At 65.9% G+C, this 25,594-nt stretch carries 22 protein-coding genes; 15 read left to right on the top strand and 7 right to left on the bottom strand.

The genetic code is table 11. The features are described from left to right. Positions 1 to 93: 93 nt before the first annotated feature. Together AC3WOB_RS09555 and fdxA are read right to left on the bottom strand one after the other, a co-directional pair. Positions 94 to 894 carry a ferredoxin--NADP reductase gene (locus AC3WOB_RS09555; RefSeq protein WP_492274823.1) on the bottom strand — a complete coding sequence of 267 codons (801 nt, stop codon included), beginning with the start codon at positions 892 to 894 and terminating at the stop codon, positions 94 to 96. Between the two features lie 49 nt (positions 895 to 943). Then, entirely contained in the window at positions 944 to 1,267 is a 324-nt protein-coding gene (gene fdxA, locus AC3WOB_RS09550; RefSeq protein WP_013392198.1) for a ferredoxin FdxA, read from the bottom strand. Between the two features lie 156 nt (positions 1,268 to 1,423). Between fdxA and pncB the strand changes: the two genes are divergently transcribed. Then, positions 1,424 to 2,599 (top strand): nicotinate phosphoribosyltransferase, encoded by a 1,176-nt coding sequence (gene pncB, locus AC3WOB_RS09545; RefSeq protein ID WP_041652688.1) that lies wholly within the window; start codon positions 1,424 to 1,426, stop codon positions 2,597 to 2,599. 72 nt (positions 2,600 to 2,671) lie between these two features. Next, entirely contained in the window at positions 2,672 to 3,022 is a 351-nt protein-coding gene (locus tag AC3WOB_RS09540) for a RidA family protein (protein ID WP_013392200.1), read from the top strand. Positions 3,023 to 3,110: 88 nt separating this feature from the next. Here the strand turns inward: AC3WOB_RS09540 and AC3WOB_RS09535 are convergent, their stop codons facing one another. Next, complete coding sequence (locus AC3WOB_RS09535; RefSeq protein ID WP_492274822.1) at positions 3,111 to 3,620, bottom strand: NAD(P)H-dependent oxidoreductase; 510 nt, start codon at positions 3,618 to 3,620, stop codon at positions 3,111 to 3,113. After that, positions 3,617 to 4,450, bottom strand: a complete 834-nt coding sequence (locus AC3WOB_RS09530) for a M90 family metallopeptidase (protein WP_492274821.1) — start codon at positions 4,448 to 4,450, stop codon at positions 3,617 to 3,619. The genes AC3WOB_RS09535 and AC3WOB_RS09530 overlap by 4 nt, the downstream gene beginning before the upstream one ends. Before the next feature lie 105 nt (positions 4,451 to 4,555). Between AC3WOB_RS09530 and AC3WOB_RS09525 the strand changes: the two genes are divergently transcribed. Further along, positions 4,556 to 6,823, top strand: coding sequence for a RelA/SpoT family protein (locus AC3WOB_RS09525; protein ID WP_492274820.1), 2,268 nt, complete (start codon positions 4,556 to 4,558; stop codon positions 6,821 to 6,823). 40 nt (positions 6,824 to 6,863) lie between these two features. Here AC3WOB_RS09525 and AC3WOB_RS09520 read toward each other — a convergent pair whose 3' ends face one another. Beyond that, complete coding sequence (locus AC3WOB_RS09520; protein WP_492274819.1) at positions 6,864 to 8,177, bottom strand: MFS transporter; 1,314 nt, start codon at positions 8,175 to 8,177, stop codon at positions 6,864 to 6,866. A 121-nt stretch (positions 8,178 to 8,298) separates the two neighbouring features. Between AC3WOB_RS09520 and argE the strand changes: the two genes are divergently transcribed. The 7 genes from argE (at position 8,299) to AC3WOB_RS09485 (ending at position 16,267) form a co-directional block, all read left to right on the top strand. Next, complete coding sequence (gene argE / locus AC3WOB_RS09515) at positions 8,299 to 9,450, top strand: acetylornithine deacetylase (protein ID WP_013392205.1); 1,152 nt, start codon at positions 8,299 to 8,301, stop codon at positions 9,448 to 9,450. A 130-nt stretch (positions 9,451 to 9,580) separates the two neighbouring features. After that, entirely contained in the window at positions 9,581 to 10,780 is a 1,200-nt protein-coding gene (gene trpB / locus AC3WOB_RS09510) for a tryptophan synthase subunit beta (protein WP_013392206.1), read from the top strand. A gap of 10 nt (positions 10,781 to 10,790) precedes the next feature. Continuing rightward, entirely contained in the window at positions 10,791 to 11,654 is an 864-nt protein-coding gene (trpA, locus tag AC3WOB_RS09505; RefSeq protein WP_013392207.1) for a tryptophan synthase subunit alpha, read from the top strand. Between the two features lie 35 nt (positions 11,655 to 11,689). Next, positions 11,690 to 12,565 carry an acetyl-CoA carboxylase, carboxyltransferase subunit beta gene (gene accD / locus AC3WOB_RS09500; protein ID WP_013392208.1) on the top strand — a complete coding sequence of 292 codons (876 nt, stop codon included), beginning with the start codon at positions 11,690 to 11,692 and terminating at the stop codon, positions 12,563 to 12,565. Between the two features lie 241 nt (positions 12,566 to 12,806). Further along, positions 12,807 to 13,355 carry an acyloxyacyl hydrolase gene (locus tag AC3WOB_RS09495; protein ID WP_013392209.1) on the top strand — a complete coding sequence of 183 codons (549 nt, stop codon included), beginning with the start codon at positions 12,807 to 12,809 and terminating at the stop codon, positions 13,353 to 13,355. Positions 13,356 to 13,648: 293 nt separating this feature from the next. Further along, a complete protein-coding gene (locus tag AC3WOB_RS09490; protein WP_013392210.1) occupies positions 13,649 to 14,656 on the top strand; it encodes a Bug family tripartite tricarboxylate transporter substrate binding protein in 1,008 nt (335 codons plus the stop codon). A gap of 63 nt (positions 14,657 to 14,719) precedes the next feature. Continuing rightward, on the top strand, positions 14,720 to 16,267 hold the full coding sequence (locus AC3WOB_RS09485; RefSeq protein ID WP_013392211.1) for a UxaA family hydrolase: 1,548 nt from the start codon (positions 14,720 to 14,722) through the stop codon (positions 16,265 to 16,267). Between the two features lie 134 nt (positions 16,268 to 16,401). Here AC3WOB_RS09485 and AC3WOB_RS09480 read toward each other — a convergent pair whose 3' ends face one another. After that, the gene (locus AC3WOB_RS09480; protein ID WP_492274818.1) at positions 16,402 to 17,337 is read right to left on the bottom strand and encodes a dihydrodipicolinate synthase family protein; all 936 of its coding nucleotides are present in this window, start codon (positions 17,335 to 17,337) and stop codon (positions 16,402 to 16,404) included. 172 nt (positions 17,338 to 17,509) lie between these two features. Between AC3WOB_RS09480 and AC3WOB_RS09475 the strand changes: the two genes are divergently transcribed. After that, positions 17,510 to 18,406: a LysR family transcriptional regulator gene (locus AC3WOB_RS09475; RefSeq protein ID WP_041652698.1), complete on the top strand. Its 897-nt coding sequence runs from the start codon at positions 17,510 to 17,512 to the stop codon at positions 18,404 to 18,406. A gap of 168 nt (positions 18,407 to 18,574) precedes the next feature. Here AC3WOB_RS09475 and AC3WOB_RS09470 read toward each other — a convergent pair whose 3' ends face one another. Continuing rightward, positions 18,575 to 21,658, bottom strand: a complete 3,084-nt coding sequence (locus AC3WOB_RS09470; protein ID WP_492274817.1) for an Rne/Rng family ribonuclease — start codon at positions 21,656 to 21,658, stop codon at positions 18,575 to 18,577. Between the two features lie 522 nt (positions 21,659 to 22,180). Here AC3WOB_RS09470 and AC3WOB_RS09465 point away from each other — a divergent pair. The 4 genes from AC3WOB_RS09465 (at position 22,181) to msrQ (ending at position 25,589) form a co-directional block, all read left to right on the top strand. After that, positions 22,181 to 23,143, top strand: coding sequence for an RluA family pseudouridine synthase (locus AC3WOB_RS09465; RefSeq protein ID WP_492274816.1), 963 nt, complete (start codon positions 22,181 to 22,183; stop codon positions 23,141 to 23,143). Positions 23,144 to 23,145: 2 nt separating this feature from the next. Then, positions 23,146 to 23,796, top strand: coding sequence for an HAD family hydrolase (locus AC3WOB_RS09460; RefSeq protein WP_013392216.1), 651 nt, complete (start codon positions 23,146 to 23,148; stop codon positions 23,794 to 23,796). 170 nt (positions 23,797 to 23,966) lie between these two features. After that, entirely contained in the window at positions 23,967 to 24,929 is a 963-nt protein-coding gene (gene msrP, locus AC3WOB_RS09455) for a protein-methionine-sulfoxide reductase catalytic subunit MsrP (protein WP_013392217.1), read from the top strand. A gap of 9 nt (positions 24,930 to 24,938) precedes the next feature. Then, on the top strand, positions 24,939 to 25,589 hold the full coding sequence (gene msrQ / locus AC3WOB_RS09450; RefSeq protein ID WP_492274815.1) for a protein-methionine-sulfoxide reductase heme-binding subunit MsrQ: 651 nt from the start codon (positions 24,939 to 24,941) through the stop codon (positions 25,587 to 25,589). The last annotated feature ends 5 nt before the right edge of the window (positions 25,590 to 25,594 follow it).

The raw sequence follows: 25,594 nt of genomic DNA, 5'->3' as shown, positions 1-25,594 counted from the left end.
CCCAATGCCCATTGAGCACCAGTTTAGGGCGCTTTTTACACCGTGCTGTCATACCAAAAGGAGGGTTTATGCACTAAGTCGGACGAACCGAAGCTACCAGTAGTTTTCCACTGCCAGGTTGCCGGGGACGCCGCGGCGTCCGGGCTTGAAGCCGCGTTCGCCCAGCAGCTTGCGGGCGTCCGCCAGCATGTCCGGGTTGCCGCAAAGCATGATCTTGGCCTGGTCGGGATCCAGCGGCTGGCCTGCCAGTTGCTCCAGGCGGCCGTCGGCGATCAAGGTGGTCAGGCGTTCCTGCGGCATGCCGGGCAGGGCTTCGCGGGTGGCGATGGGCAGGTAGACCAGCTTCTGCGGATCCGCCGCGAAGAATTCGGCCAGGGCCGGCTCGGCGCGCCAGGATTCGATTTCGCCGCGGTAGGCGAGCTCCGCGGCGGTGCGCACGCCGTGCACCAGGATGATGCGGCGGTAGGCGCGCCAGACGGCGGGGTCGCGCAGGATGGAAAGATAGGCCGACAGGCCGGTGCCCGAGGCCAGCAGCCAGAGATCGCCGCCGGGCGCAAAGCGCTCCAGGGTCAGGAAGCCGTAGGGCGTCTTTTCCACATAGAGGTCGTCGCCGGGCTGCAGCCGCGCCATGCGCGGGCTGAACTGGCCTTCGGGGACCACGATGGAATAGAACTCCAGCCAGGGTTCATGCGGCGCCGACACCATGGAGTAGGCGCGCCACAGCGTGGGTTCGCCTTCGGCGGCGCCGGCTTCGGGCAGACCGACCCGGGCGAACTGGCCCGGCTGGAACGTATACGCGTCGTCGCGCGTCACGCGCACGGAGAACAGCTTGTCAGGCACCCAGGTGTGGACGTGGGTTACGGTCTGGCGCGTGTATTTGGAGTCGTCGGTCATCGGCACATCGCGCGAGGCCGGCCGCCAGGCTGGGGCCGGCGTTCGCGGATTATTTTTCGAGGTATTGCAGCTTGTCCTGCTTGCCGTTCCATTCGTCGGCGTCGGGCAGGGGCTTCTTGGCGCGGCTGATGCTGGCGAATTCGGGCGAGAGTTCGGCGTTCAGCGCGATGAAATTCATTTGGTCCTGCGGCACATCTTCTTCGGCGTAGATGGCATTGGCCGGGCATTCCGGGATGCAGACGGCGCAGTCGATGCATTCGTCGGGATCGATCACGAGGAAGTTCGGACCCTCACGAAAACAGTCCACCGGGCACACGTCTACGCAGTCGGTGTACTTGCACTTGATACAGTTTTCGGTGACAACGTGGGTCATTCAGGAACTCCGGGAGCGGCGGCTTTTGTGTCTTGTTGGGCGGATTTTACCCAATGCCGCGCCGATGTGCCGGCAATACCCGTATTGACATAGTGGCCCTTCGCCCTTAACAGCAGGGGCTCTATGCTATGGTGTCGCGAAACGAAACGCGCCATCATGATAATCACTTCGCTGCTCGACACCGATCTGTATAAATTCAGCATGATGCAGGTGGTTCTGCATCAGTTTCCAGCTGCCCAGGTCGAGTACCGTTACAAATGCCGCACGCCCGGGGTCGACCTGCGTCCCTATCTGGATGAAATCCGCGAGGAAGTGCGCCAGCTATGCCAGCTGCGCTTCACCGAGGACGAGCTTAAATATCTGGGCGGCTTGCGCTTTATCAAAAGCGACTTCATCGATTTCCTGGAACTGTTCCACCTGCCGGAGCGCTGCATCCATATAGCGGAAGGCGAGGGGCCGGGCGAAATCAGCATCGAGGTCAAGGGCCCCTGGCTGCACACGATCCTGTTCGAGATCCCCGTGCTGGCCATCGTCAACGAGGTCTATTTCCGCAACACGCGCAAGAATCCCGATTGGGAAGAAGGCCGCAAGCGCCTGCAGTCCAAGATGCACCTGGTGCTGGACGATCCCGCGCTGGCTGACTTCCGCGTGGCCGAATACGGCACGCGCCGCCGCTTCTCCAAGGTCTGGCATGAGGAAATCGTGTCCACCATGAAGGCGCAGATGGGCGAGCATTTCGCCGGCACCAGCAATGTGCTGCTGGCCAAGCAGCACGAAGTCCTGCCGCTGGGCACCATGGGCCACGAATACCTGCAGGCCTGCCAGGCGCTGGGTCCGCGCCTGCGCGATTCGCAGGTGTACGCGCTGGAAGTCTGGGCCAAGGAATACCGCGGCGACCTGGGCATCGCGCTGTCGGACGTCTACGGCATGGATGCCTTCCTGCGCGATTTCGACATGTATTTCTGCAAGCTGTTCGATGGCGCGCGCCATGACTCGGGCGATCCCTTCGTCTGGGGCGAACGCCTGCTCGAGCACTACCGCAAGAACCGCGTGGATCCGCGCGCCAAGACGCTGGTGTTCTCGGATTCGCTGACCTTCCCGCGCGCCATCGAACTGGCCCGCCAGTTTTCCGGGCGCTGCAAAGTGTCCTTCGGCATCGGCACCAATCTGACCAACGACCTGGGCCATGAACCCTTGCAGATCGTCATGAAGATGGTCCGCTGCAATGGCCAGCCAGTGGCCAAGGTGTCCGACGCGCCGGAAAAGACCATGTGCGACGATCCGGCCTACCTGGCCTATCTGCGCCAGGTGTTCCAGTTGCCTCCCGCCTGAGGGCGGCTCGGGGTAAATTGCGGGTTCTTCTGCATTGTTCCACCCAACCCACTCGAATCTAGGGGACTATTCATGAGCAGCATCAAGCGCTTCCACGTGGCCAAGCGCCTGTCCGACATGGCCGTGTACAACGGCGTCGCGTACCTGGCCGGCCAGGTGCCGGACGATTCCACGCTGGACATCACCGGCCAGACTGAACAAGTGCTCGCCACGATCGACCGCCTGCTGGCCGAAGCCGGCACCGACAAGACCAAGATCCTGATGGCCCAGATCTATGTGGCCAACATGAAGGAATTCGACGGCATGAACAAGGCCTGGGACGCCTGGGTCGCCGACGGCAATTCGCCTCCGCGCGCCACCGTCGAGGCCCGCCTGGCCAATCCGGATTTCAAGGTCGAAATCGTTGTGACGGCTGCCGTCTAAGACGCTTCCCCGCGCCGGGCGCTATCGGCGCCTGGCCGGTGGCGGACTTTCGAGTCCGCCACCATCTTTCTCCCTACGCGTACGCCGGCTACTGCCCGAGCAACAGCGTCGCGGCCAGCAGGCTGCCCAATTCCTCGCATCTTGCAAGATCCGCGCCGGCCACGGTCTTGGGCGCCAGGATCTGCTGCGCGGTCTGCGCACCCATGTTGACGATGAGCGGCGGCGCCAGGGCGCTGAGCCGCCAGCCGGTGCAGATGCGCTCGACCTGCCGCGCCGCGCCCGCGCCATCGCTGCCCGCGCTGATGGTACAGGCATAGGGCAGCCCCTGTATCCGGTCCAGCACCGCGTAGTAGTTGCGGTCGAAGAATTCCTTCATTTCGCCGCTCAGCGAGCCCAGGTTCTCGGGGGCGCAGAACAGATAGGCCTGACTGGCGAGCAGCGCTTCGGCCTGGGTGTCCGCGGCTCGTTGCAGGACCACGCTCAGATCGGTCGCCTGCTCCAGCTGTGCGGCGGCCGCCCGCGCTCCGCGCGCCGCAGCCTCGGCCATCTGTTGCGCGGCGCCGGTGCGCGAATGCCACACGATCAGCAGCTGTTTCATGCGTAGCGTTCCAGGGGATCCTGCCGGTAGTAAGCCCGCAGCAGCCCATACCATTGCGGCAGCGCTTCGTGCATGGGGTGGGGATCCACGAAGAAGTGTTCCGAGCTGACCGCGAAGAACTCGGCCTCGTCGGTGGCGGCATAAGGGTCCATGGGCAGTTGGCCGTACCAGGCGTCGGCGGCCTCGCTTTCCGGATCCACATCGTGCGGGATGGCGGCTTCGACCGCCTCCACGGCCGCGATGAAGCGGTCCAGGCTGTCGTCCAGGATGCGGCGCCAGGCCTGGGGCTTGAGTTCGGGGTGCGCAGCCAGCGAGGGCATGCCGTCGGCGTAGCCCGAGCGCAGGTCCAGCTTGTGGGCGAACTCGTGGATGACCACGTTGAAGCCGCCATCGGAGAGCTGGGTGTCTTCCCAGGACAGCACCAGCGGCCCGCCTTCCCAGGCTTCTCCGGCCGCGTCCTCCATGTATTCGTGCACCACGCCGTCATCGTCCTGGCTGGAGCGCGGGATGCGGAAGCTGGCCGGGTACACGATGATCTCGTCCCAGCCTTCATACAGTTCGGGCGCGAGGTTGAGGATGGGCAGGCTGGCCTGGGCCGCGATGCTCAGGCGCATGAAATCCGAGACCTCCAGTCCCTGCGCGCCATTGATGTTCTTGCTGGCCAGCAACCAGGCGGAACGCGCCTGCAGCTGAGCCGCTTCTTCGGTGTTCAAGGCCGCCAGGAACGGGTGGGCCTCCAGTACCTGTTGCCACAGTTCCGGCGAGATGCGGGCCTGCATTTCGGCCACCGCGGAGGGGCGGGCGCCCCGGCCCTTGAGCCAGCGCAACATAAGCTTCAGTTCCTTCCATATGCCGGGGCTAGCGGCTGCTTTTGGTGTCTACAAACCCTAGTGTAGAGTGTCGGGATATCCAACTACATCCGCCTGCCGTCCGTCATGTCCGCCCCGCCTGTTCCCGACGCGCCTACGCCTTTCGACGCTACCTGGCGCCAGGAGGTAGGCGCCGGCCTGGATGCCGACGGCATGGCGCTGATCGACCAGGCGGTGGCCTGGGCCGAGCCGCGTTTCGAAGGACAACAGGCGCTGACCGGCGAGCCGCTGGCCGGGCACGGCGCGGGCGTGGTCCGCATCCTGGCGGCCCTGCATACCGATGCCGCCACCCGCGCGGCGGCGCTGCTGGCCGCCTTGCCGACCGACCTGATGGCCCCCGCGCCGTCACTGCGCAACGACCCGGTTGCGGCGACTTTTGGCGCCGAGATCGCGCGGCTGGTGCAGGGCACGCGCGCGCTGCTGCGGTTGGGCGTGGTGGCGCGGCAGGCGAGCGACGCCGCGGCCGAAAGCGGTTCGCAAAAGGAAATGCAGCGCAAGATGCTGCTGGCCATGGCGGCCGACCTGCGCATCGTGCTGATGCGGCTGGCTTCGCGCTTGCGCACCTTGCGCTGGCACGCGGAAAGCAAGGCACCGTGCTCCACCGATTTCGCCCGGGAAACCCTGGACCTGTACGCGCCGCTGGCCAACCGCCTGGGGATCTGGCAGATCAAGTGGGAAATGGAAGACCTGGCGTTCCGCTTCCTGGAGCCTGAAAAGTACAAGCAGATCGCTCGCCTGCTGGAAGAAAAGCGGGTGGAGCGCGAGGCTTTCATCGCCGGCGCGATCGAGCGCCTGCAGACCGGATTGGCCAAGGCGGGGGTCGAAGCCGAGGTCAGCGGCCGGCCCAAGCACATCTACAGCATCTGGAACAAGATGCGGGTGAAGCGGCTGGATTTCTCGCAGATGTACGACCTGCGCGCGCTGCGCATCATCGTGGACGACGTGCGCGGCTGCTATACGGCGCTGGGCATGGTGCACGAAATGTGGACGCCGATCTCAGAAGAATTCGACGACTATATTTCGCGGCCCAAGCCCAACGGCTACCGGTCGCTGCACACGGTGGTGGCCGACGACGACGGCCGTCCGTTCGAGGTGCAGATCCGCACGCGCGAAATGCACCAGTTCGCCGAGTACGGCATGGCCGCGCACTGGCGCTACAAGGAAGCGGGCGCCAAGGGCGGCCAGGTGGCGGCCTCCAGCGAATATGACCGGCAGTTGGCGTGGATGCGCCAGCTGCTGGCCTGGAACAGTGATGTCGAGGGTGGCGGCGAACCCGCCAAGCCCGCGCCCGCCAAGCCGGTATCGGGCAAGCAGCGCGGCCCGGCGACGCCGCCGCCCCATACCGATGAGCGCATCTACGTGCTGACGCCGCAGGCGCGCGTGATCGAGTTGCCGGCCGGCGCCACGCCGGTGGATTTCGCCTATCACCTGCATACCGATCTCGGCCACCGCTGCCGCGGCGCGCGGGTCGATGGGCAGATGGTGCCCTTGCAGACCCATTTGTCCACCGGCCAGACCGTGGAGATCATCTCCGCCAAGTCCGGCGGGCCGTCGCGCGACTGGCTCAATCCGCAGCTGGGCTTCCTGGCCAGCCCGCGGGCCCGCGCCAAGGTGCGCATGTGGTTCAACGCGATCGAATTGCAGCAGCGCATCACCCAGGGCCAGGGCCTGGTCGAAAAGGAATTGCAGCGCCTGGGCAAGACCGCCGTCAATCTGGAGCAGTTGGCGCAGAACCTGGGATTCGCCCGCGCCGACGATTTGTACGTGGCGGCGGCCAAGGAAGAATTCAGCCTGCGGCAGATCGATACGCTGTTCCAGCAGCCCGGGCCGGCCGTCGAACCGCAGCCGGCCGCCTTGCGCCATGCCAGCGCCGGCAGTGCCGAGAAAAGCGGCAAGAGCGGCGTGCTGGTGGTGGGAGTAGGGTCGCTGTTGACGCAGTTGGCGCGTTGCTGCCGTCCGGCGCCGCCGGACCTCATTGCTGGCTTCGTTACGCGCGGGCGCGGCGTGTCCATTCACCGCAGCGACTGCCACAGCTATCTGGCGCTGGCCGCGCGCGAACCCGAGCGCGTCATCGAGGTGGCTTGGGGCGAGACCGCCGACACCTTCTATCCGGTGGATATCAGCGTGCGCGCGCACGACCGTTCCGGCCTGCTGCGCGACCTGTCCGAAGTCTTTGCGCGGCTGCGCCTGAACGTGGTGGGCGTGAACACGCAGAGCAAGCAGTCGCTGGCTCATATGGTGTTCACGGTGGAAGTGCGCGGCGGGGAATCGCTGTCGCGCGCGCTGGACGCCCTGGCCGAAGTGCAAGGCGTGTCGTCGGCGACGCGTCGCTAGGCGGGAAACCCGGGCCGGGCGGCCCGGGCGCAAGCGGGACTCAGTCGTCCAGCTGCTCGTGCGCGCGGTCGCGCATGTAGAACGCGGCGATCAGGCCCAGCGCCACGCCGAACATCACGTAGTAGGCGGGCGCCATCGGCGAACCGGTGGTCTTGATCAGCCAGGTCACGATGAACTGCGCGAAGCCGCCGAAAATCATCACGGCCACGTTGTAAGCCAGGGACAGGCCCACCGAACGCACGCGCGCCGGGAATAGCTCCGCCATCACCGTGCTGAACACGCCGAAGAATGCCGACACGAACAGGCAGACCACGACTTGCACGGCCAGCAGGCGGCCGATGGACGGCGCGTCCGACAGCCAGTAGTACAGCGGGTACAGCACGATCAGGTAGCCGATGAGCGAGCCGATCACGATGGGGCGGCGGCCGACGCGGTCGGACCAGGCTCCCATGAAGGGCGTCAGCAGCACCATCAGCGCCGCGCCCGCCATCTGCACCAGGAAGGTCTGGTTCAGCGGCAGCTTCAGGATCTGGGTGGAGTAGGTCACCAGATACGTGAAGGTGATGTAGATGGACACCGTCGCGGTCACGACCAGGCCCACGCCGATCAGGGTTTCGCGGGTATGCGTCTTCAGCATCTGGCCCAGACTCAGGCGCTGCACTTCGCCGCGCGCGGCGGCCTGGCGCTCTTCTTCCTTGAGCTGCTTGAAGGCGTCGGTTTCATCGACGTTGCGGCGGATATAGATGGCGATGGGGACAATTACCAGGCCGAAGGCGAACGGCAGGCGCCAGGCCCAATCGGCGATTTCCTGGGGCGTGAAGAATTCGGTGATGAGCGTGCCGCAGGCCGCGCCGATCAGCAGGGCCAGCATCTGGCCGGCCATCTGCCAGGAACCATAGAAGCCGCGCTTGCCGTTGGGCGCCATTTCGATCAGTAGCGCGGTCGAGGTGCCGAATTCGCCGCCGGCGGAGAAGCCCTGCAGCAGGCGCGCAATCAGGATGAAGATCGGGGCCAGGATGCCGGCCGCGTGGTAGGTGGGGGCGACGGTGATCAGCGCGATCGACACGGCCATCAGCGAGGTCACCATGACCATGGCCGCCTTGCGGCCTTTCTTGTCGCCATAGAGGCCGAGGATGATGCCGCCGACCGGACGCATGAAGAAGCCGACGCCGAAGATGGCGGTGGTCATCAGGATCGCGTTCAGCTCGCTGCCGGGTACGCTGGGGTCGGTCGGGAAGAACAACTTCGAGATGATCGGCGTCATGAACGCGAACACCAGGAAGTCATACCATTCGAGGGCGTTGCCTATGACTGCCGCCACGATGTTGCGCGTGGGAACTGCTTTGTGCTGCACGGTTTCTCCTTGGGGGGTTGCCTAACCGGGCGACATTCTAGGCGCTTGTGTGCCGGGGTTCGTTCGAGACGCGGATGCGCGCTGGCCTTACACTCCTCTTTTTCCCCAAGAGAGTAGTGACATGAACGCGCGCACCTGGCTGGAAACGCTGGTTGGCTTTGACACCACCAGCCGCAATTCCAATCTTGCCCTGATCGAAACCGTCCGGGATTGGCTCAAGGGCCAGGGCGTCGACGCATGGCTGGCGCACAATCCGGAGCGCACCAAGGCCAACCTGTTCGCCACCTTGCCCGCCCAGGATGGCGGCATGCAGGGCGGCATTGTGCTGTCCGGCCACACCGACGTGGTGCCCGTGGATGGCCAGGACTGGAGCACGGATCCGTTCAAACTCATCGAAAAAGACGGGCTGCTCTATGGGCGCGGCAGCTGCGACATGAAGGGCTTCATCGCCAGTTCTTTGGCGCTGGTGCCGGAATTTCTGGCCATGCCGCGCAAAAAGCCGATGCACCTGGCGTTCTCGTACGACGAGGAAGTCGGCTGCGCCGGCGCGCCTTATATGCTGGCCGATCTGCACGAGCGCGGCATCCGCCCCGAAGGCTGCGTGGTGGGCGAGCCCACCGGCATGCAGGTGGTGGTGGCGCACAAGGGCATCAATCTGTTCCGCTGCAAGGTGCACGGCAAGGCGGCGCACTCGTCGCTGACCCCGCGCGGCTGCAACGCCATTGAATACGCCGCGCGCCTGATCTGCCGTATCCGCGACCTGGCCGACAGCTTCAAGGCCAATGGCCCCTACGACCAGTTCTACGACGTGCCATTTTCCACGATGACCACCAACCAGATCCGGGGCGGCATCGCGGTCAACACCATCCCCGAGCTGTGCGAATTCACCTACGAGTTCCGCAACCTGCCGGGCATGCAGCCCGACCAGATCCAGGCAGAAGTTGAAAAATACGTGCGCGAAGAGCTCCTGCCGCGCATGCAGGCCGAGTTCGACGGCGCCAGCATCGAAATCGAGACTGGCGCGGCGGCTCCCGCGCTTGAGGCTTCCGAGGAGGCCGCCATCACCCAGCTGGTGCGCGCCCTGACCGAAGACCGCGCCACCCGCAAGGTCGCCTACGGCACCGAGGCTGGCCTGTTCCAGGGCATCGGCATTCCCACGGTGGTCTGCGGCCCCGGCCATATCGAACAGGCCCACAAGCCTGACGAGTACGTCGCGCTGGACCAGTTGGCCGCCTGCGACACCTTCCTGCGCCGCCTGGGGCAGTCGCTCTGACGGCAAGGCGACGATTGCCGGGGCGGCCAGGGCGTAGCGCCCGGCCGCTGCCGGCGTCAGGTAAAATGACGGGTTGCAAACCGGATTTGCGGCCGGCAGTGGCCGCCGCGATACCCGGGGGAGATGCTTGGTGAAACCTTACGACTTTCCGGATGCCCAGGGCCATTTCGGCCCTTATGGCGGTGTTTTCGTGGCGGAAACGCTGATGCACGCGCTCGACGAGCTGCGCGCGGCCTATGACCATTACCGTGTCGACCCCGCCTTCCAGGAAGAGTTCAACTACGAACTCAAGCATTTCGTGGGCCGTCCCAGTCCGGTCTACCATGCCCGCCGCTGGTCGGAAATGGTGGGCGGCGCCCAGATCTGGTTTAAGCGCGAAGACCTGAACCACACCGGCGCCCACAAGGTCAACAACTGCATCGGCCAGGCATTGCTGGCCAAGCGCATGGGCAAGCCCCGCGTCATCGCCGAAACCGGCGCTGGCCAGCACGGCGTGGCCACCGCCACGGTGGCGGCCCGCTACGGCATGGAATGCGTGGTCTACATGGGCAGCGAAGACGTCCGCCGCCAGGCGTCGAACGTCTACCGCATGAAGCTGCTGGGCGCCACGGTGGTGCCGGTCAACTCCGGCTCGCGCACCCTGAAGGACGCGCTCAACGAAGCCATGCGCGACTGGGTCACCAACATTGAAAACACCTTCTACATCATCGGCACGGTGGCGGGTCCCGACCCCTATCCCCGCATGGTGCGCGATTTCCAGACCGTCATCGGCAACGAATGCCTGACGCAGATGCCTGAAGCCGCTGGCCGCCAGCCCGACTACGTCGTGGCGGCGGTGGGCGGCGGCTCCAACGCCATGGGCATCTTCCATCCCTATATTCCCTACGAAAACGTGCGCCTGATCGGCGTCGAGGCGGCGGGCGAGGGCATGGACAGCGGCCGCCACGCCGCTTCCCTGGCCGCGGGCCAGGTGGGCGTGCTGCATGGCAACCGCACCTACGTCATGCAGGACGCCGACGGCCAGGTCCAGGAAACCCATTCGGTCTCCGCCGGCCTGGACTATCCCGGCGTCGGTCCGGAACATGCCTGGCTGAAGGACTCCGGCCGCGCCGAATACGTCGGCATCACCGACGCGGAAGCCCTCAAGGCCTTCCACGACTGCTGCCGCATCGAAGGCATCATGCCTGCGCTGGAGTCGTCGCACGCCATCGCGCAAGCCGTGAAGATGGCCGCCACGCTGCCGCGCGACGCCGTCATCCTGGTCAACTTGTCGGGCCGTGGCGACAAAGACATGCATACCGTGGCCGAACAGGCCGGCATCGAGCTCTGAGGCCCTGTCCATGACCACTCGCACCGACCGCATCGCCGCCGCTTTTGCGCGCACCGCCGAATCCGGCCGCGCCGCGGCGCTGATTCCCTACATTGCCGCGGGCGATCCCTCGCCCGCCGCCACCGTTCCCCTGATGCACGCGCTGGTCGAGGCCGGCGCCGACGTCATCGAACTGGGCGTACCGTTCTCCGATCCCATGGCCGACGGCCCGGTGATCCAGCGCGCCGCCGACCGCGCCATCGCGCAGGGCGTGGGCCTGGCCCGCGTGCTGGACCTGGTGGCCGAGTTCCGTCAGCGCGACACCGCCACGCCGGTGGTGCTGATGGGTTACGCCAACCCGATAGAACGCATGGGCCAGGCCGAGTTCGCGCGCCGCGCCGAGCAGGCTGGCGTGGACGGCGTGCTGGTGGTGGACTATCCGCCCGAAGAAGTCGTCGAGTTCGCGGCCACGCTGGGCGAGCATGGCATCGCCCCGATCTTCCTTTTGGCGCCCACGTCCACGGAAGCGCGCATCAAGGCCGTAGCCGCGGTCGCCCGCGGCTACGTGTACTACGTGTCGCTCAAGGGCGTCACGGGTTCGGGCTCGCTCAATACCGATGACGTGGCCGAGCGTTTGGCCGTGATCCGCCGCCACGTGCGCGATATTCCGGTAGGCGTGGGCTTCGGCATCCGCGACGCCGAAAGCGCCCAGCGCGTGGCGCGCGCGGCCGACGCCGTCGTGATCGGCAGCAAACTGATTGAAACCATGGAGCAGGCGGCGGCGGACGCCCCCGCGGCCCAGAAAACCGACGCCGCAGTCACCGCCGCCAGCGGCTGGCTGCGCACCATCCGGCAAGCGCTGGATCAAGTAAAACGAGCAAGCGCGTCGGCCTGAGTGGCGGGCGTGACCTCATACGGGATGAATAATCAATGAGCTGGATCGAAAAACTCCTGCCTCCTCGCATCAACAAAACCAGCGAAAGCGGCCCGCGCCGCGTTCCCGAAGGCCTTTGGGTGAAATGCCCGTCGTGCGAATCGGTGCTGTACAGCGAAGACTTGGCGGCCAACCTGCACGTCTGCCCCAAGTGCGACCACCACATGCGCATCGGGGCTCGCGCCCGCATCGATTCGCTGCTGGATGTCGAGGGCCGGGTCGAAATCGGCCAGACCACGCGTTCGGTCGACACGCTGAAGTTCAAGGACACGCGCAAGTATCCCGAGCGTCTGCAGGAAGCGGTCAAGCAAACCGGTGAAACCGACGCCATGGTGGTCATGAGCGGCTCGATCCGCGGCGTGTCCGCAACCCTGGCCTGCTTTGAATTCGAATTCATGGGCGGCTCCATGGGCTCGGTGGTGGGCGAGCGCTTTGCGCGCGGCGCCCAGGCCGCCCTGGACAACCGGACGCCGTTCATCTGCGTGGCCGCCTCGGGCGGCGCGCGCATGCAGGAAAGCCTGCTGTCGCTGATGCAGATGGCCAAGACCAACGCCATGCTGACCCGCCTGTCGGCGGCCGGCCTGCCGTTCATCAGCGTGTTGACCGACCCCACCATGGGCGGCGTGTCGGCCAGCTTTGCCTTCATGGGCGACGTGGTCATCGCCGAGCCCAAGGCGCTGATCGGCTTTGCCGGCCCGCGCGTGATCGAACAGACCGTGCGCGAAAAGCTGCCGGAAGGCTTCCAGCGCGCCGAGTTCCTGCTGCAGAAGGGCGCCATCGACATGGTCGTGGACCGCCGCCAGCTGCGCGAGGAAATCGCCCGCCTGCTGGCCTTGCTGACCAATCAGCCCGCGGATGTGGTGACGGCCTGAATCTTGCCTCCATCCTGCCGGCCTTTTTGGGCGGACTGGATGGGCGGTGATCGGATGCCGCCGGCAGCCTCGGGCTCCCGGCGGCATTCTCGTTTAGGGAGTTTGTCAGGAGGCATCTGAAGGACGTTATTCGGAACAGTCTTTTCCATCCGCGATGTTGCCTGCCTGCGACAGAAATCAAGTCGTCCGGCCCGGATTTTGCTATGTTGCGTACTAGGTTTGAAATCTACGGAGTTTTCCAATGCAGTTGACCAAGAAGAAGATGCTTACCGGCCTTGTGGGACTTGCCCTGGCTGCAACCGCGTCGCTGGCAAGCGCCCAATCGTCCGAAGGCACCCAGGGCGGCGTCAGCATGCATTACGGCATTGGAGACCACTATCAGCGCCTGACGCTGAACTACGAAACGCCATCTGTCTGGACCTACCAGTTCGGCGGCAACTGGGGTCGCCTGGACCTGACGCCTGAACTCGGCGTGTCGTACTGGAAGGCTAGCGGTTCGCGTTCGCCCAGCCATGTCTGGCAGCTCAACGCCATCCCGATGTTCCGCTGGTGGACTGGCGAACGCTTCTACATCGAAGCGGGTATCGGCGCCACGCTGTTCTCCAGCACGCGCTTCGCCGACGAGAACATAAGCACCGCCTTCCAGTTTGGCGACCACATCGGCATGGGCTTTCTGGTGACGCCGAACAATCGCATCGGCCTGCGCTATTCGCACTTCTCCAATGCCAGCATCAAGCGCCCGAACCCGGGCCTGGACGTGGTGCAGCTGACCTACACCTACCAGTTCTGATTCCGCCTTGCGCGAGCCTGGCGCGGCCCCAGGGCGCGCCAAACAGAAAGATCCACCCTCAGGGGTGGATTTTTTTTGGGCTGCCGCGCTGCGTGGCTTTCCGCTCAATCTAAAACAACAAAAATATTATGTTCTGACGCTGCGTACACATACTTGTTGGTAAGGAGTGCAATGGCCAGAATGCCCAGGCACCGCACAACACACAATGAGCCGCCGCGCGGCCCCTGATTCTCCGCAGCACGCATGGCCGCGCCAGGCGAGGGGACGCGACGACGACAAACGGAGACCAACGCATGAACTACCCCTGTACGCCCGCGCGTCTGCTGACGCGCATGGCCACCGCTATTGGCCTGGCCCTCGCGCTGTCCTGCGGCGCATCCGCCGCATCGGCCGAGGAGTTTCCGAACAAGCCGCTGCGCATGGTCGTGGGTTTCGCTCCTGGCGGCGGCGCGGACATCGTGGCGCGCCTGGTGGGCGCCAAGATGGCCGAAAGCCTGGGCCAGCAGGTGGTGGTGGAGAACCGGGCCGGCGCCACTGGCACCATCGCCGCCGACAACGTGGCCCGTTCGCCTGCCGACGGCTATTCGCTGTTCCTGGGCTCGCAGTCCACCATGGTGGTCGCCCCTTCCTTGTTCCCGTCCCTGCCGTTCAAGCCTGAAAAGGACTTCGCGCCGGTGTCGCAGGTGGTGACCATGCCTCTGATCCTGGTGGTCAATCCGGCGTTGGTGGACGCGAAGACCGTGCAGGAGCTCACCGAGCACATCCGCAAGGCGGGCGACGGCGCCATGAGCTACGCCTCGTCGGGCCAGGGCGGTCCGCAGCACATTGCCGGGGAACTGTACGCGCACATGGTGGGCACCAAGGTGACGCACGTGCCCTACAAGGGCGAATCGGCCGCCATGGCGGATGTGCTGGGCGGGCACGTGCCGTACATGTTCGCCAATCTTCCTGTGGCCTTGCCGCACATCAATTCGGGCAAGGTCCGGCCGCTGGCCATTACCAGCCTGAAGCGCGATCCCAAGGCGCCGCAGATTCCGACCCTGGCTGAATCGGGCTTCAAGGACTTTGAAGTGTCGACCTGGTACGGCGTGTTTGCGCCGGCCAATACGCCCAAGCCCGTGGTGGGCAAGCTTGCCGATTCCATCCGCGCGGCCCTGCAACAGAGTGACATGCAGGCCAAGCTGAGCGAGCAGGGTTTCACGGTGGTGGGTAGCGATTCCGAGACCTTCACACGCTTCGTGGGGGCGGAGTTGCCGCGCTGGTCCGTGCTGATCCGCGACATAGGCATCAAACCCGAATAGCCGGCCTGCCCGCGCCAGGGCATCCGCGGCCGGGCGTTCCCTTCATTCCTGCGAGACCAAAATATGATCGACTTAAGCGAAAAGCGCGCTGCCGGCCCCGTCATCCGCCTGCACTCCGCGGACAACGTGGTGGTGGCGCGCGTACCCATCGGCATAGGCGCGGCCGTGCCTTCCGAGGGCATCGTCAGCCGCAGCCAGATTCCGGCCGGCCACAAGATCGCGGCGCGCGACCTGCGCGCCGGCGAGCCCATCCTCAAGTACAACGTCTGCATCGGTTTTGCGGCCAGCGACATTCCGGCGGGCACCTACGTCCACTCGCACAATATGGACTTCCAGGAGTTCGACCGCGACTACGCGCACGCCCGCGACTACGTGCCTACGCCGGTCTTGCCCGAGTCCGAGCAGGCGCGCTTTCTCGGCATCGTGCGCGCCAATGGGCAGGTGGCCACGCGCAATTACATAGGCGTCATGGCGACGGTCAACTGTTCGGCGACGGTGGTGCATCGTATTGCCGAGGCTTTCACCCCGGAACTGATGGCGGCCTATCCCAACGTGGATGGCGTGGTGGCGCTGAGCCATGGCATGGGTTGCGGCATGGAGATGTCGGGCGAACCCATGGACCTGTTGCGCCGGACGATGGGCGGCTATGCCTGCCATGCCAACTTCGCCGCTGTGCTGATCGTCGGGCTGGGCTGCGAGCGCAACCAGCTGGATGCCTTGCTCAAGGATCAGGGCCTGGAGGCGGGCGCGCGACTGAAGACCTTCATCATGCAGGAGACCGGCGGCACGCGTAAAACCATCGAGGCCGGCGTCGCCGCAGTGCAAGCCCTGCTGCCGCAGGCCAATGAGGTCGAGCGCGTGCCGTTGCCGGCGCGGCACCTGACGGTGGGGCTGCAATGCGGCGGGTCGGACGGCTTTTCGTCCATCACCGCCAATCCGGCGCTGGGCGCGGCCATGGACATCCTGGTGCGCCACGGCGGCACCGCCATCCTGTCCGAAACGCCGGAGATCTACGGCGTGGAGCACACGCTGACGTCGCGTGCCCGCAACCGCGAGGTCGGCGAGAAGCTGGTGCAGCGTATCCGCTGGTGGAAGGAAGAGTATTCGCCCGGGCGCGACGTGCAGATCAACGGCAAGGTCAGCCCGGGCAACCAGATGGGCGGCCTCGCCAATATCTTCGAGAAATCGCTGGGTTCTTCGATGAAGGGCGGCACCACCGCGCTGATGGAGGTCTACCGATACGCGGAGCCGGTGCGCCAACCCGGCATGGTATTCATGGATACGCCCGGCTTCGATCCTGTCTCGGCGACCGGGCAGATTGCCGGCGGGGCCAACATGATCTGTTTCACGACCGGACGCGGCTCGATGTTCGGCGCCAAGCCCGTGCCGTCGATCAAGCTGGCGACCAACACGCCGATGTATGAAAGGCTGACGGAAGACATGGACGTCAATTGCGGCGCCATCCTGGACGGCACCGCGACGTTGCAGGAAGTTGCGCAGCGCATCTTCGAGGAAATCCTGCTGGTGGCTTCCGGCACGCGCAGCAAGAGCGAGCTGCTGGGGCTGGGCGACCACGAGTTCGTGCCCTGGAACATCGGCGTGGTGAGCTGAGGCGCGCAGCCGCATACGCAAAAACGCCCCCGCGGACGGCCATCCAGGACCGTGCGCGGGGGCGTTTTTTTGCCGCGGATGTGCCGCTGTGTTGTGCGATTCCGCAGGCGGCGGCGCGCCTGCGGGACTGGCGATTAGTTGTCCGCCAGCGCTTGCGCGCCCGGCATGTCGAAGCCGTTGTCATCCAGGGCGGCCTGCAAGGCGGTGCGCTGTTCGGCGTTCAGTTCCACCAGGGGCGGGCGTACCGTCGCCCAGGCGGGGTCGCCGGACTTCCAGGCGATGGCGGCCTTCATCGCGGGGATCATGGGGAATTTGCCGAACACGTTGCGGGTCGCGTTCAGTCCGGCCTGGCGGGCGTCGGCGTCGGCTTCCTGCCAACGCTGTTGCAGCGCGACGATCGGGCCCGGGTTGACGTTGCCGGTGGCCGTGATGCAGCCCACGCCGCCGGCGCGCAGCGTCTGCAGCAGGAAAGCCTCGCTGCCCGCGTAGACCCGGAAGCCGCGCGGCGCAAAACGCTCGATCATGGCCGCCGTGTTATTCCAGTCGCCGCCGCTGTCCTTCACGCCCGCGACCTGGCCGGGGTAGCGGTCCAGCAGGCGGTCTATCAGGTCCAGGCTGAGCGGCACCTGGCTCACGGGCGGGATGTGGTACAGGTACATGCGCAGCCGGTCGTCGTCCACGCCTTCGATCAGTTCGGCGTAGTAGCGGAACAGGCCCTCGTCGCTTACGCCCTTGTAGTAGAAGGGCGGCAGGACCAGCACGCCCATGCTGCCGCTGCGCACGGCGTGGCGGGTCAGCTCGATCGCGTCGGGCAGCGCGCAGGCGCCGGTGCCGGGCATCAGCGCGGACGGCTCCACGCCAGCTTCCAGCAGCGCGTCCAGCAGGCTGCGTTTTTCAGACAGGGCCAGCGAGTTGGCTTCTGAGTTGGTGCCGAATATGGCCAGGCCGACGGATTGCTCGCGCAGCCAGCGGCAGTGCTTCACGTAGCGTCCCAAGGCCGGGCGATAGGCTGCGTCGAATGGCGTCAGGACCGGAGAAAAAACGCCGGGAATGCTGGCTTGGGTGCTCATTGTCTCTACTCGTTGTCTGATGAATGAAAAGGGCGCGCCAGGCGGCGCGACGGCAACGTCTGATTCTGGCACCGAACCGGCCGATGAACATCTGCTGTTTAATTGCTTCAATCCATAAAATTGTTGTGGTTTGCCCTGGCGCAAACCGAGCATACAGAAAAAAGGGGACGTTTTGGATACGCGATATGTGCAGAGTTTTGTGTCAGTGGTCGAATGCGGATCACTGGCGGAGGCGGCGCGCCGGCTGGACCTGACGCCTGCCGCCATCGCGGCACGGGTGCGCACCCTGGAAGAGGAATTGGGCGCCACGCTCATCAAGCGCGTCGGCCGCAGCGTCAAGGCTACCGAGGCGGGCCTGAAAGTGCTGGAGCGCGCCCGCGGCGTGCTGCGCGAGGTGCGGGACCTGCGCGCCAGCGCCAGCGACGATGCGCCCTTGGGCGAACTGCGCCTGGGCGTGTCGGTGTCGGCGCTGACGGGCATCATGCCCATCGTGCTGGCGCGCCTGTACCGGCGCCTGCCCAAACTTGCCGTCTTCATCGAGCCGGGCACGTCCAATCACCTGTATCACCGGGTGATCAACGGCGACCTGGATGCGGCCTTCATCGTCAAGCCCCAGTTCAACCTGTCCAAGGGCTATGCCTGGAAACTGGTGGCGGAAGAGCCGCTGGTGGTGCTGGCGCCGCCCGACACCGCGAGCAACGACGCCCATGACCTGATGAGCACGCAGCCCTTCATCCGCTACGACCGCAACGTCTGGGGCGGCCGCCTGGCGGACCAGTACCTGCGCCAGCACGGCATCGTGCCGCGCGAGCGCCTGGAGGTCGACGGCCTGATGGGCATCGCCTGCATGGTGTCGGAAGGATTGGGGGTGTCGCTGGTGCCCGACTGGGCGCCGGATTGGCTGGACAGCCGGCGCGTCAAGCGCGTGCCGCTGCCGGGGCGGGCGCCGCTGCGCCGCATGGGGATCCTCTGGGCCCGGCACATGCCGCATTCGGCGCTGGCGGAAGCGTTCGTGGAAGAAGCCGGGCTGGCCTTGAACCTGCCTGCGGAGCGGATAGAAGGCGATTGAGAGGCGCGGGGCGCCGGCGAGTCGCATGGGGCCTGGCGCACCGGGGATGGGCCGCGTCAGCATGACCGCGCATCGGGTCCACCATGAAAAACACCCCGGAAACTGGATCGAGATCCAGCTCCCGGGGTGCGGGGTATTGCGCGTCGCAAGCCTTTGCGGGCTTGCGGCTTAGTGGCGCGTTTCGACCTGAACCAGCGGCTCGTTGGAAACGGACGCGACCGGCTTGCGCTCGCGGCCCAGGCGGACCGGCGTATGCGCCGCGGCGATGCGCAGCTGGGTCTGTGCGTGGCGGTCCGGATCGGTTTCCACCCACTGCAGGCCAGCAGCGTTGACCACGTCATGCAGGGCTTGGGCCTTGGCCGACGGAGCAACTGCCGGCACCACGATGGGCTGGCTGGCTACGGGCGCGGCGGCAGGCGCCGGGGCCGCCGTTTCCTGGACCACCGGCGCGGCAGGGGCGACGGGGGCGGCAGGGGCGGGCGTGAGCACGGGTTCGACGGCAGCGGCTTCCACCGGTGTCTGTTCGGACGCTGCGGGGGCGGAAGCCTCGCTCGCGGCTTGCACGGAAACCGGCTGCGTTACCTCGGGGGCCACCGTCTGCACGGGCTGGGCCACGGCTTCAGCGGCTTGCACGGGTTCGACCTGTTGGGCTGCAACCGGAGTGGCGGCAACCTTGGCGGGTTCAGCCGGTGCGGCTGCAGCCTCTTGGACTTGCACCGGAGCGGCTTCGACTTGCTGAGGCTGGGCCGGAGCGGCTGCGACCTGCTGGACCGGGGCCGGCTCCACGGCTTGCGCGGCGCTCACGGCGGGCTGGGCAGCGGAGTCTTCCGATTGCTCGGCGCCGTCATCGTCGGCGCCATCTTCGAGCTGCTCATCGCTGCCGGCCAGACCTGCTTCGTCCGGGCTGCGGCGGCCACGGCGGCTGCGGCGGCGGCGGCGCTTGCGCTCGGGATCGGCCGCGCCTTCGGCGCCTTCGATGCCGGGCACGCCATCGGCGGCCTGTTCGACGGTTTCGGAGGTTTCGGCGACCAGCTCGGCAGCTTCAGGGGCAGGCTTGGTCTCGGGCAGAGCGGTGGCAACCGTCTGCGCCAGGGCGGCGACCATGCTTTCCTGTTCGCTCATCGGCGCGTCGGACTGGCCTTCCTCGCGGCGGTTGCGGCCGCGGCCGCGACGGCGGTTGCGACCGGCGCCGGCATCTTCGCCGCCGGCTTCCACGGCTTGCTCGGGACGATTGGACGCCAGGGCCGCTTGCGTGGCCTGGGTGTCGCGTTCGCCGCGGGCTTCGTTGCGGTTGTGGCGATCGCCGCGTTCCTGGCGTTCGCCTTCGGGGCGGCGGTTGCCGCGCACGTGATGGCGGCCGCCCTCGCTGCCTTCGGCGCCTTCGGTGCGCGACTCGCCGCGGCGGTTGCGGTTGCGGTCCGAACCATGGCGTTCGCCACGGCGTTCCTGGCCGTCATGGCCGCTGCGGCCCTTGCCGCGGCCGGAGCTGGCGCGCTTGGCGCTGTCTTCCTGGGCGGCGGGAGCGGGCTTGGCCGCCTCGGAGCTGCCTCCCAGCCAGCCGAACAGGCGCTTGAACAGGCCGCCCAGGCCGCCGGCTGCTGCCGGAGCGGGAGCCGCCGCGGCGGGAGCCGGGGTTGAAACCGGAGCGGGCTGCGAAGGCGTGATGCCCTTGACCAGCGCTTCCGGACGGGACTTGATCTCGTGCTCGCGCGGCTGCCAGGGGGCGTCCGTGGCCGGAGCTTCAACCAGTTCGAAGCTGGTCTTCAGTTCTTCCAGGCGCGGATCGTCGTGGCGCAGGCGCTCGATGTGGTGGTGCGGCGTTTCCAGATGCTTGTTGGGGATCAGCATCAGGTTGACCTTGAGGCGGGCTTCCATCTTGGTGATGTCGGCGCGCTTTTCGTTCAGCAGGTAGGTAGCCACGTCGACCGGCACTTGGGCGTGCACGGCGGCGGTGTTTTCCTTCATGGCTTCTTCTTGCAGCAGGCGCAGCACGTGCAGGGCGCTGGACTCGGCGTCGCGGATCACGCCGGTGCCGTTGCAGCGCGGGCAGGTGATGTGCGAGCCTTCGTTCAGGGCCGGGCGCAGGCGCTGGCGCGACAGTTCCATCAGGCCGAAGCGCGAAATCTTGCCCATCTGGACGCGGGCGCGGTCGAAATGGAGGGCGTCACGCAGGCGCTGTTCGACGGCGCGCTGGTTCTTGCTGTCCTCCATGTCGATGAAGTCGATGACGATCAGGCCGCCCAGGTCGCGCAAACGCAACTGGCGGGCCACTTCGTCGGCGGCTTCCGAGTTGGTGCGCAGCGCGGTTTCCTCGATGTCGGCGCCGCGCGTGGAGCGGGCCGAGTTGACGTCCACGGAAACCAGGGCTTCGGTGTGGTCGATGACGATGGCGCCGCCCGAAGGCAGCGTCACCGTGCGCGAGTAGGCCGTTTCGATCTGGTGTTCGATCTGGAAGCGGGAGAACAGCGGGATATCGTCGCGGTAGCGTTTGACGCGCTGGACGTTGTCCGGCATCACCACGCTCATAAAGGCCGTGGCCTGATCGGCGATCTCGTCGGTATCGATGAGGATCTCACCGATTTCCGGGGAGAAGTAGTCGCGGATGGCCCGGATGACCAGGCTGGATTCCAGGTAGATCAGGATGGGCGCGGAGTTGTCGCGCGCGGCGCCATCGATGGCCGTCCAGAGCTGCAACAGATAGGACAGGTCCCACTGGAGTTCTTCGACGTTGCGGCCGATGCCGGCGGTACGGGCGATGATGCTCATGCCCTGGGGCAGATCGAGCTGCTCCATGGTGTCGCGCAGTTCCTGGCGGTCCTCGCCCTCGACGCGGCGCGAAACACCGCCGCCGCGGGGGTTGTTGGGCATCAGGACCAGGTAGCGGCCAGCCAGCGAGATGAACGTGGTCAGGGCGGCGCCCTTGTTGCCGCGCTCTTCCTTTTCAACCTGGACGATCAGTTCCTGGCCTTCGCGCAGGGCGTCCTGGATGCGGGCGCTGCGGACGTCCACGCCTTCCTTGAAGAAGCTGCGGGCTACTTCCTTGAAGGGCAGGAAGCCGTGGCGGTCTTCGCCGTAGTTGACGAAGCAAGCCTCGAGGCCGGGTTCGATCCGGGTGATGACACCTTTGTAGATGTTGCCTTTGCGTTGTTCGCGGCCGGCAGTCTCGATGTCGAGGTCGATGAGTTTTTGCCCATCGACGATAGCGACGCGTAATTCTTCCTGATGCGTCGCATTGAACAGCATGCGCTTCATGAGAGGGGTTCTCCGTTGTCATGACGCGCCGATATCGGCGCGTGACCTCGGGTCACTCGGGCTGCGGCTGAAGCGGGCAAGAAATGCGGACCGTACCTGGGCGGCGCCCAGGCGTATCCGCCGCGGGTCAGGCGGGCACGTCGAGCCGTGGGGCTCGGGGTTCTGTCAGCAGGAGGGTCAGCTTCACTGAATGTGGTTTGACGGAAAAGTGCTGTGAACGGCAGTTGCGGTCGGATTGGTTGCCCACGCGCAGCTGGTGCTTTAAATATGCGACGATTCTTGCGGTGCTTCAGAGCCGCTTGCGGCATGCAACGGACCTGCTGGGACAGCGGGCAAAATGAATGCCACACCACTATCCGGCAGGGCGCGGTTGCGCCGGCGACCAAATGACCCCAGGGGTTGAATGAGCAGGCAGTACAATGGCGGCCCGCGCGCTCGACGGAGTTGCGTAACGTTGCATCTCTACGTCAGGCGGCTAGTTCAGCCCCTTTAGGCTGTCCCGATTATATGTCGCTTTCCGCAATGCGCAAAGAAACTTCCTCCTCGAAAACCCTCTCTAAAGCTCCCCCCGCCGTCCGCATGGTGGAGGTCGACGCCGAGCAGGCCGGCCAGCGCCTGGACAACTTTCTGGCCAGACTGTGCAAGGGCGTCCCCAAAACCCACATATACAAGGCCATCCGCGGCGGCGAGGTGCGGATAAATAAGGGACGTACTTCGGCCGACTACAGGGTCGCCGAAGGCGATGTGGTGCGTATTCCGCCCTTGCGCTTGCCCGATCCCGGCAAGCCCCGTCCGGTGCCCGGCGCAGAGTTCCCGGTGGTGTTCGAGGACGAGGCCCTGCTGGTGGTGGACAAGCCCGCTGGCGTGGCGGTCCATGGCGGCAGCGGCGTGTCCTTTGGCGTGATCGAGCAATTGCGGGCAGCCCGGCCCGGCGCAAAATTCCTGGAGCTGGTCCACCGCCTGGACCGGGAAACCTCTGGCCTCTTGATGGTGGCCAAGAAGCGCAGCGCCTTGCTGGCGCTGCACGCCATGCTGCGCGAAGGAAAAGGGGATAAGCACTACCTGGCCCTGGTCGAGGGCGATTGGGTCAATGACCGCCAGCACATCAAGCTGGGCCTGTCCAAGTGGACCACCCAGTCCGGCGAACGCCGGGTAAAGGTCGATCCAGACGGCCAGTCGGCGCACACCATCGTCACACTCAAGCAGCGGCTGGGTGGCTATAGTCTGGTCGACGCTGAATTGCGCACCGGCCGTACCCACCAGATCCGGGTGCATCTGGCCGCCAGCGGCTTTCCCATCGTCGGTGACGATAAATACGGTCACGATGAGGTGCGGGCGGAGTTCGCTCGCATGGGCTTTGGCAGGATGTTCCTGCATGCCCATCAATTGACCTTGGCCCACCCGGTGACGGGCGAGCCCCTCACGCTTACCGCCGAGCTGCCCCCCGCCTGCCGGCAAATACTGAAACAACTGGAGTCGGTCTGATTATGTCGTATTCGCTGGTCGTTTTTGACTGGGATGGCACCCTGATGGATTCCACGCACAGCATCGTGGCAGCCATCCAGGGCGCCTGCCGCGACCTGGAACTGGCGGTGCCGTCGGCATCCGACGCCAGCTGGGTGATAGGCCTGTCCCTGGAAAGCGCCTTGCGCCGCGCGGTGCCGGACCTGACGCAGGCGATGCTGCCGCGCTTCCTGGAGCGCTACCGCACGCATTACCTGCTGCGCGACCCGGAGTTGCGCCTGTTCGAGGGTGTGCAGGAACTGCTGGCCGAACTGGCGGGGCAGAACGTGCGCCTGGCGGTGGCGACCGGCAAGAGCCGCGTGGGCCTGACCCGCGCGCTGGCCGCAACTGGCCTGGGGCCGCTGTTCGACGCCACCCGTACCGCTGACGAGACTTTCAGCAAGCCGCATCCCGCCATGCTGCATGAACTGATGCAGGAGTTGGACGTGGATCCGGATCGCGTGGTGATGGTGGGTGACACCTCGCACGATCTGCAGATGGCGATCAATGCCGGCGTGCACGGCCTGGGCGTGACCTATGGCGCGCATACCCTGAAGGAACTTGAGGGTTGCTCGCCCCAAGCTGTGCTCGACAGCGTGCCGAAGGTGCGCGAGTGGCTGTTGCCGCGGGTCTAGCCGCTGTCTGTCGCCCGGGTTTCCCCGGGCGCGGAACGCCTGCCGCCGGCTCGGGTCTATAGGAAATACCCGCAAGCGCCGCCTGCCGCGGAATATCATGGGGCGGCGCGGCGTCCATGGCTTGCGCAGGGCGCGCCCATGATCCTGCGGGCGCTACACCGGAGACCATGATGCTGATACGCAAGCCCGACGATTTTCTTCCGTCCGAGATCACCTCCGAGGCCGTCTGGCGTTCGCGCCGCGAACTGATGTTGCGCGCCGGGGTGGTTGCCGCCGCCGCGGGCCTGCCAGGCTGGGCCACGCGCAGCGCGCATGCCCAGGAGGCCGGCGCGCTGCCGGGCAAGGCCAACGCCGCCCTGAGCGTCATGGACAAGCAGACCTCGCTGGCCGACATCACCTCGTACAACAACTATTACGAGTTCGGCATGGATAAGGATGATCCAGCCGCCAACGCCGGCAAATTGCAGACCCGTCCCTGGAGCGTGAGCGTCGAGGGCGAAGTCGGCAAGCCGCGCACGTTTTCCATAGAGGAACTGCTGAAGCTGGCGCCGATGGAAGATCGCGTCTACCGGCTGCGCTGCGTCGAGGGCTGGTCCATGGTGATCCCCTGGGTGGGGTATTCGCTGTCGGCGCTGCTCAAGCAGACGGAACCCACGGGCAACGCCAAGTACGTGGAATTCGTGACCGCCGTGCAGCGCGAGAACATGCCCGGCGTGCGCTCCGGCGTCCTGGATTGGCCCTACGTGGAGGGCCTGCGTATCGATGAGGCCATGAATCCCCTGGCCATGCTGGTGTTCGGCGTCTACGGCCGCGTGCTGCCGAACCAGAACGGTGCGCCGCTCCGTTTGGCCGTGCCCTGGAAGTACGGTTTCAAGTCGGCCAAGTCCCTGGTGAAGATCCGTCTGGTGGAAAAGCTGCCCGTGTCGTCCTGGATCAAGGCCGCGCCGCAGGAGTATGGCTTCTACGCCAATGTGAACCCGGACGTGCCCCATCCACGCTGGAGTCAGGCCACCGAGCGCCGTATCGGCGAGGACGGCCTGTTCTCGCCCAAGCGCAAGACCTTGATGTTCAATGGTTATGGCGAGCAGGTGGCGGCGCTCTACCAGGGCATGGATCTAAAGGCGAACTATTGAGGCGTTCGTATGCCTGATGGCACTCCGCAGGCGGTTCCCGCTGCGCCGCCACGCAAGACACAGCTTTCTGCCAAGGCGGTAGGGCGTTTCAAGCCGTTCCTGTTCCTGCTTGGGCTGACGCCTTTCGCGCGCTGGATCTGGCTGGGCGTGAACAACGGGCTGACGGCGAATCCCGTCGAGTTCCTGACCCGTTCCTCGGGCACCTGGACCTTGGTCTGCCTGCTCGTGACGCTGGCCATCACGCCGCTGCGCCGGCTGACCGGCCAGCCCGCCCTGGTGCGCTTGCGCCGCATGTGCGGCCTGTTCGCGTTCTTCTATGGGTCCATGCATTTCATGGCCTGGGTCTGGTGGGACCGCGGTTTCGATCCGGCGGGCATGCTGCGGGATATCGGCGAACGTCCCTTCATCATGGTGGGATTCGCGGCGTTCGTGCTGATGACCGCGCTGGCGGCCACCTCGACGCAATGGGCCATGCGCAAGCTGGGCAAGCGCTGGCAGAGCCTGCATCGCGCCATCTATGCCATCGGGCTGCTGGCGGTGCTGCATTACTGGTGGCACAAGGCAGGCAAGAACGACCTGACTCAACCCGCGCTCTACGCCGCCGTGCTGGCCCTGCTGCTGGGCTGGCGGCTGTTCGCGTGGCTACGCGCGCGGCGCTGAGGCTG

This window comes from Achromobacter sp. FW305-C-30-7 (genome assembly GCF_058783105.1).
The sequence above is the reverse complement of the archived record's forward strand: the minus strand, read 5'-3'. Positions and strand labels throughout refer to the sequence as shown.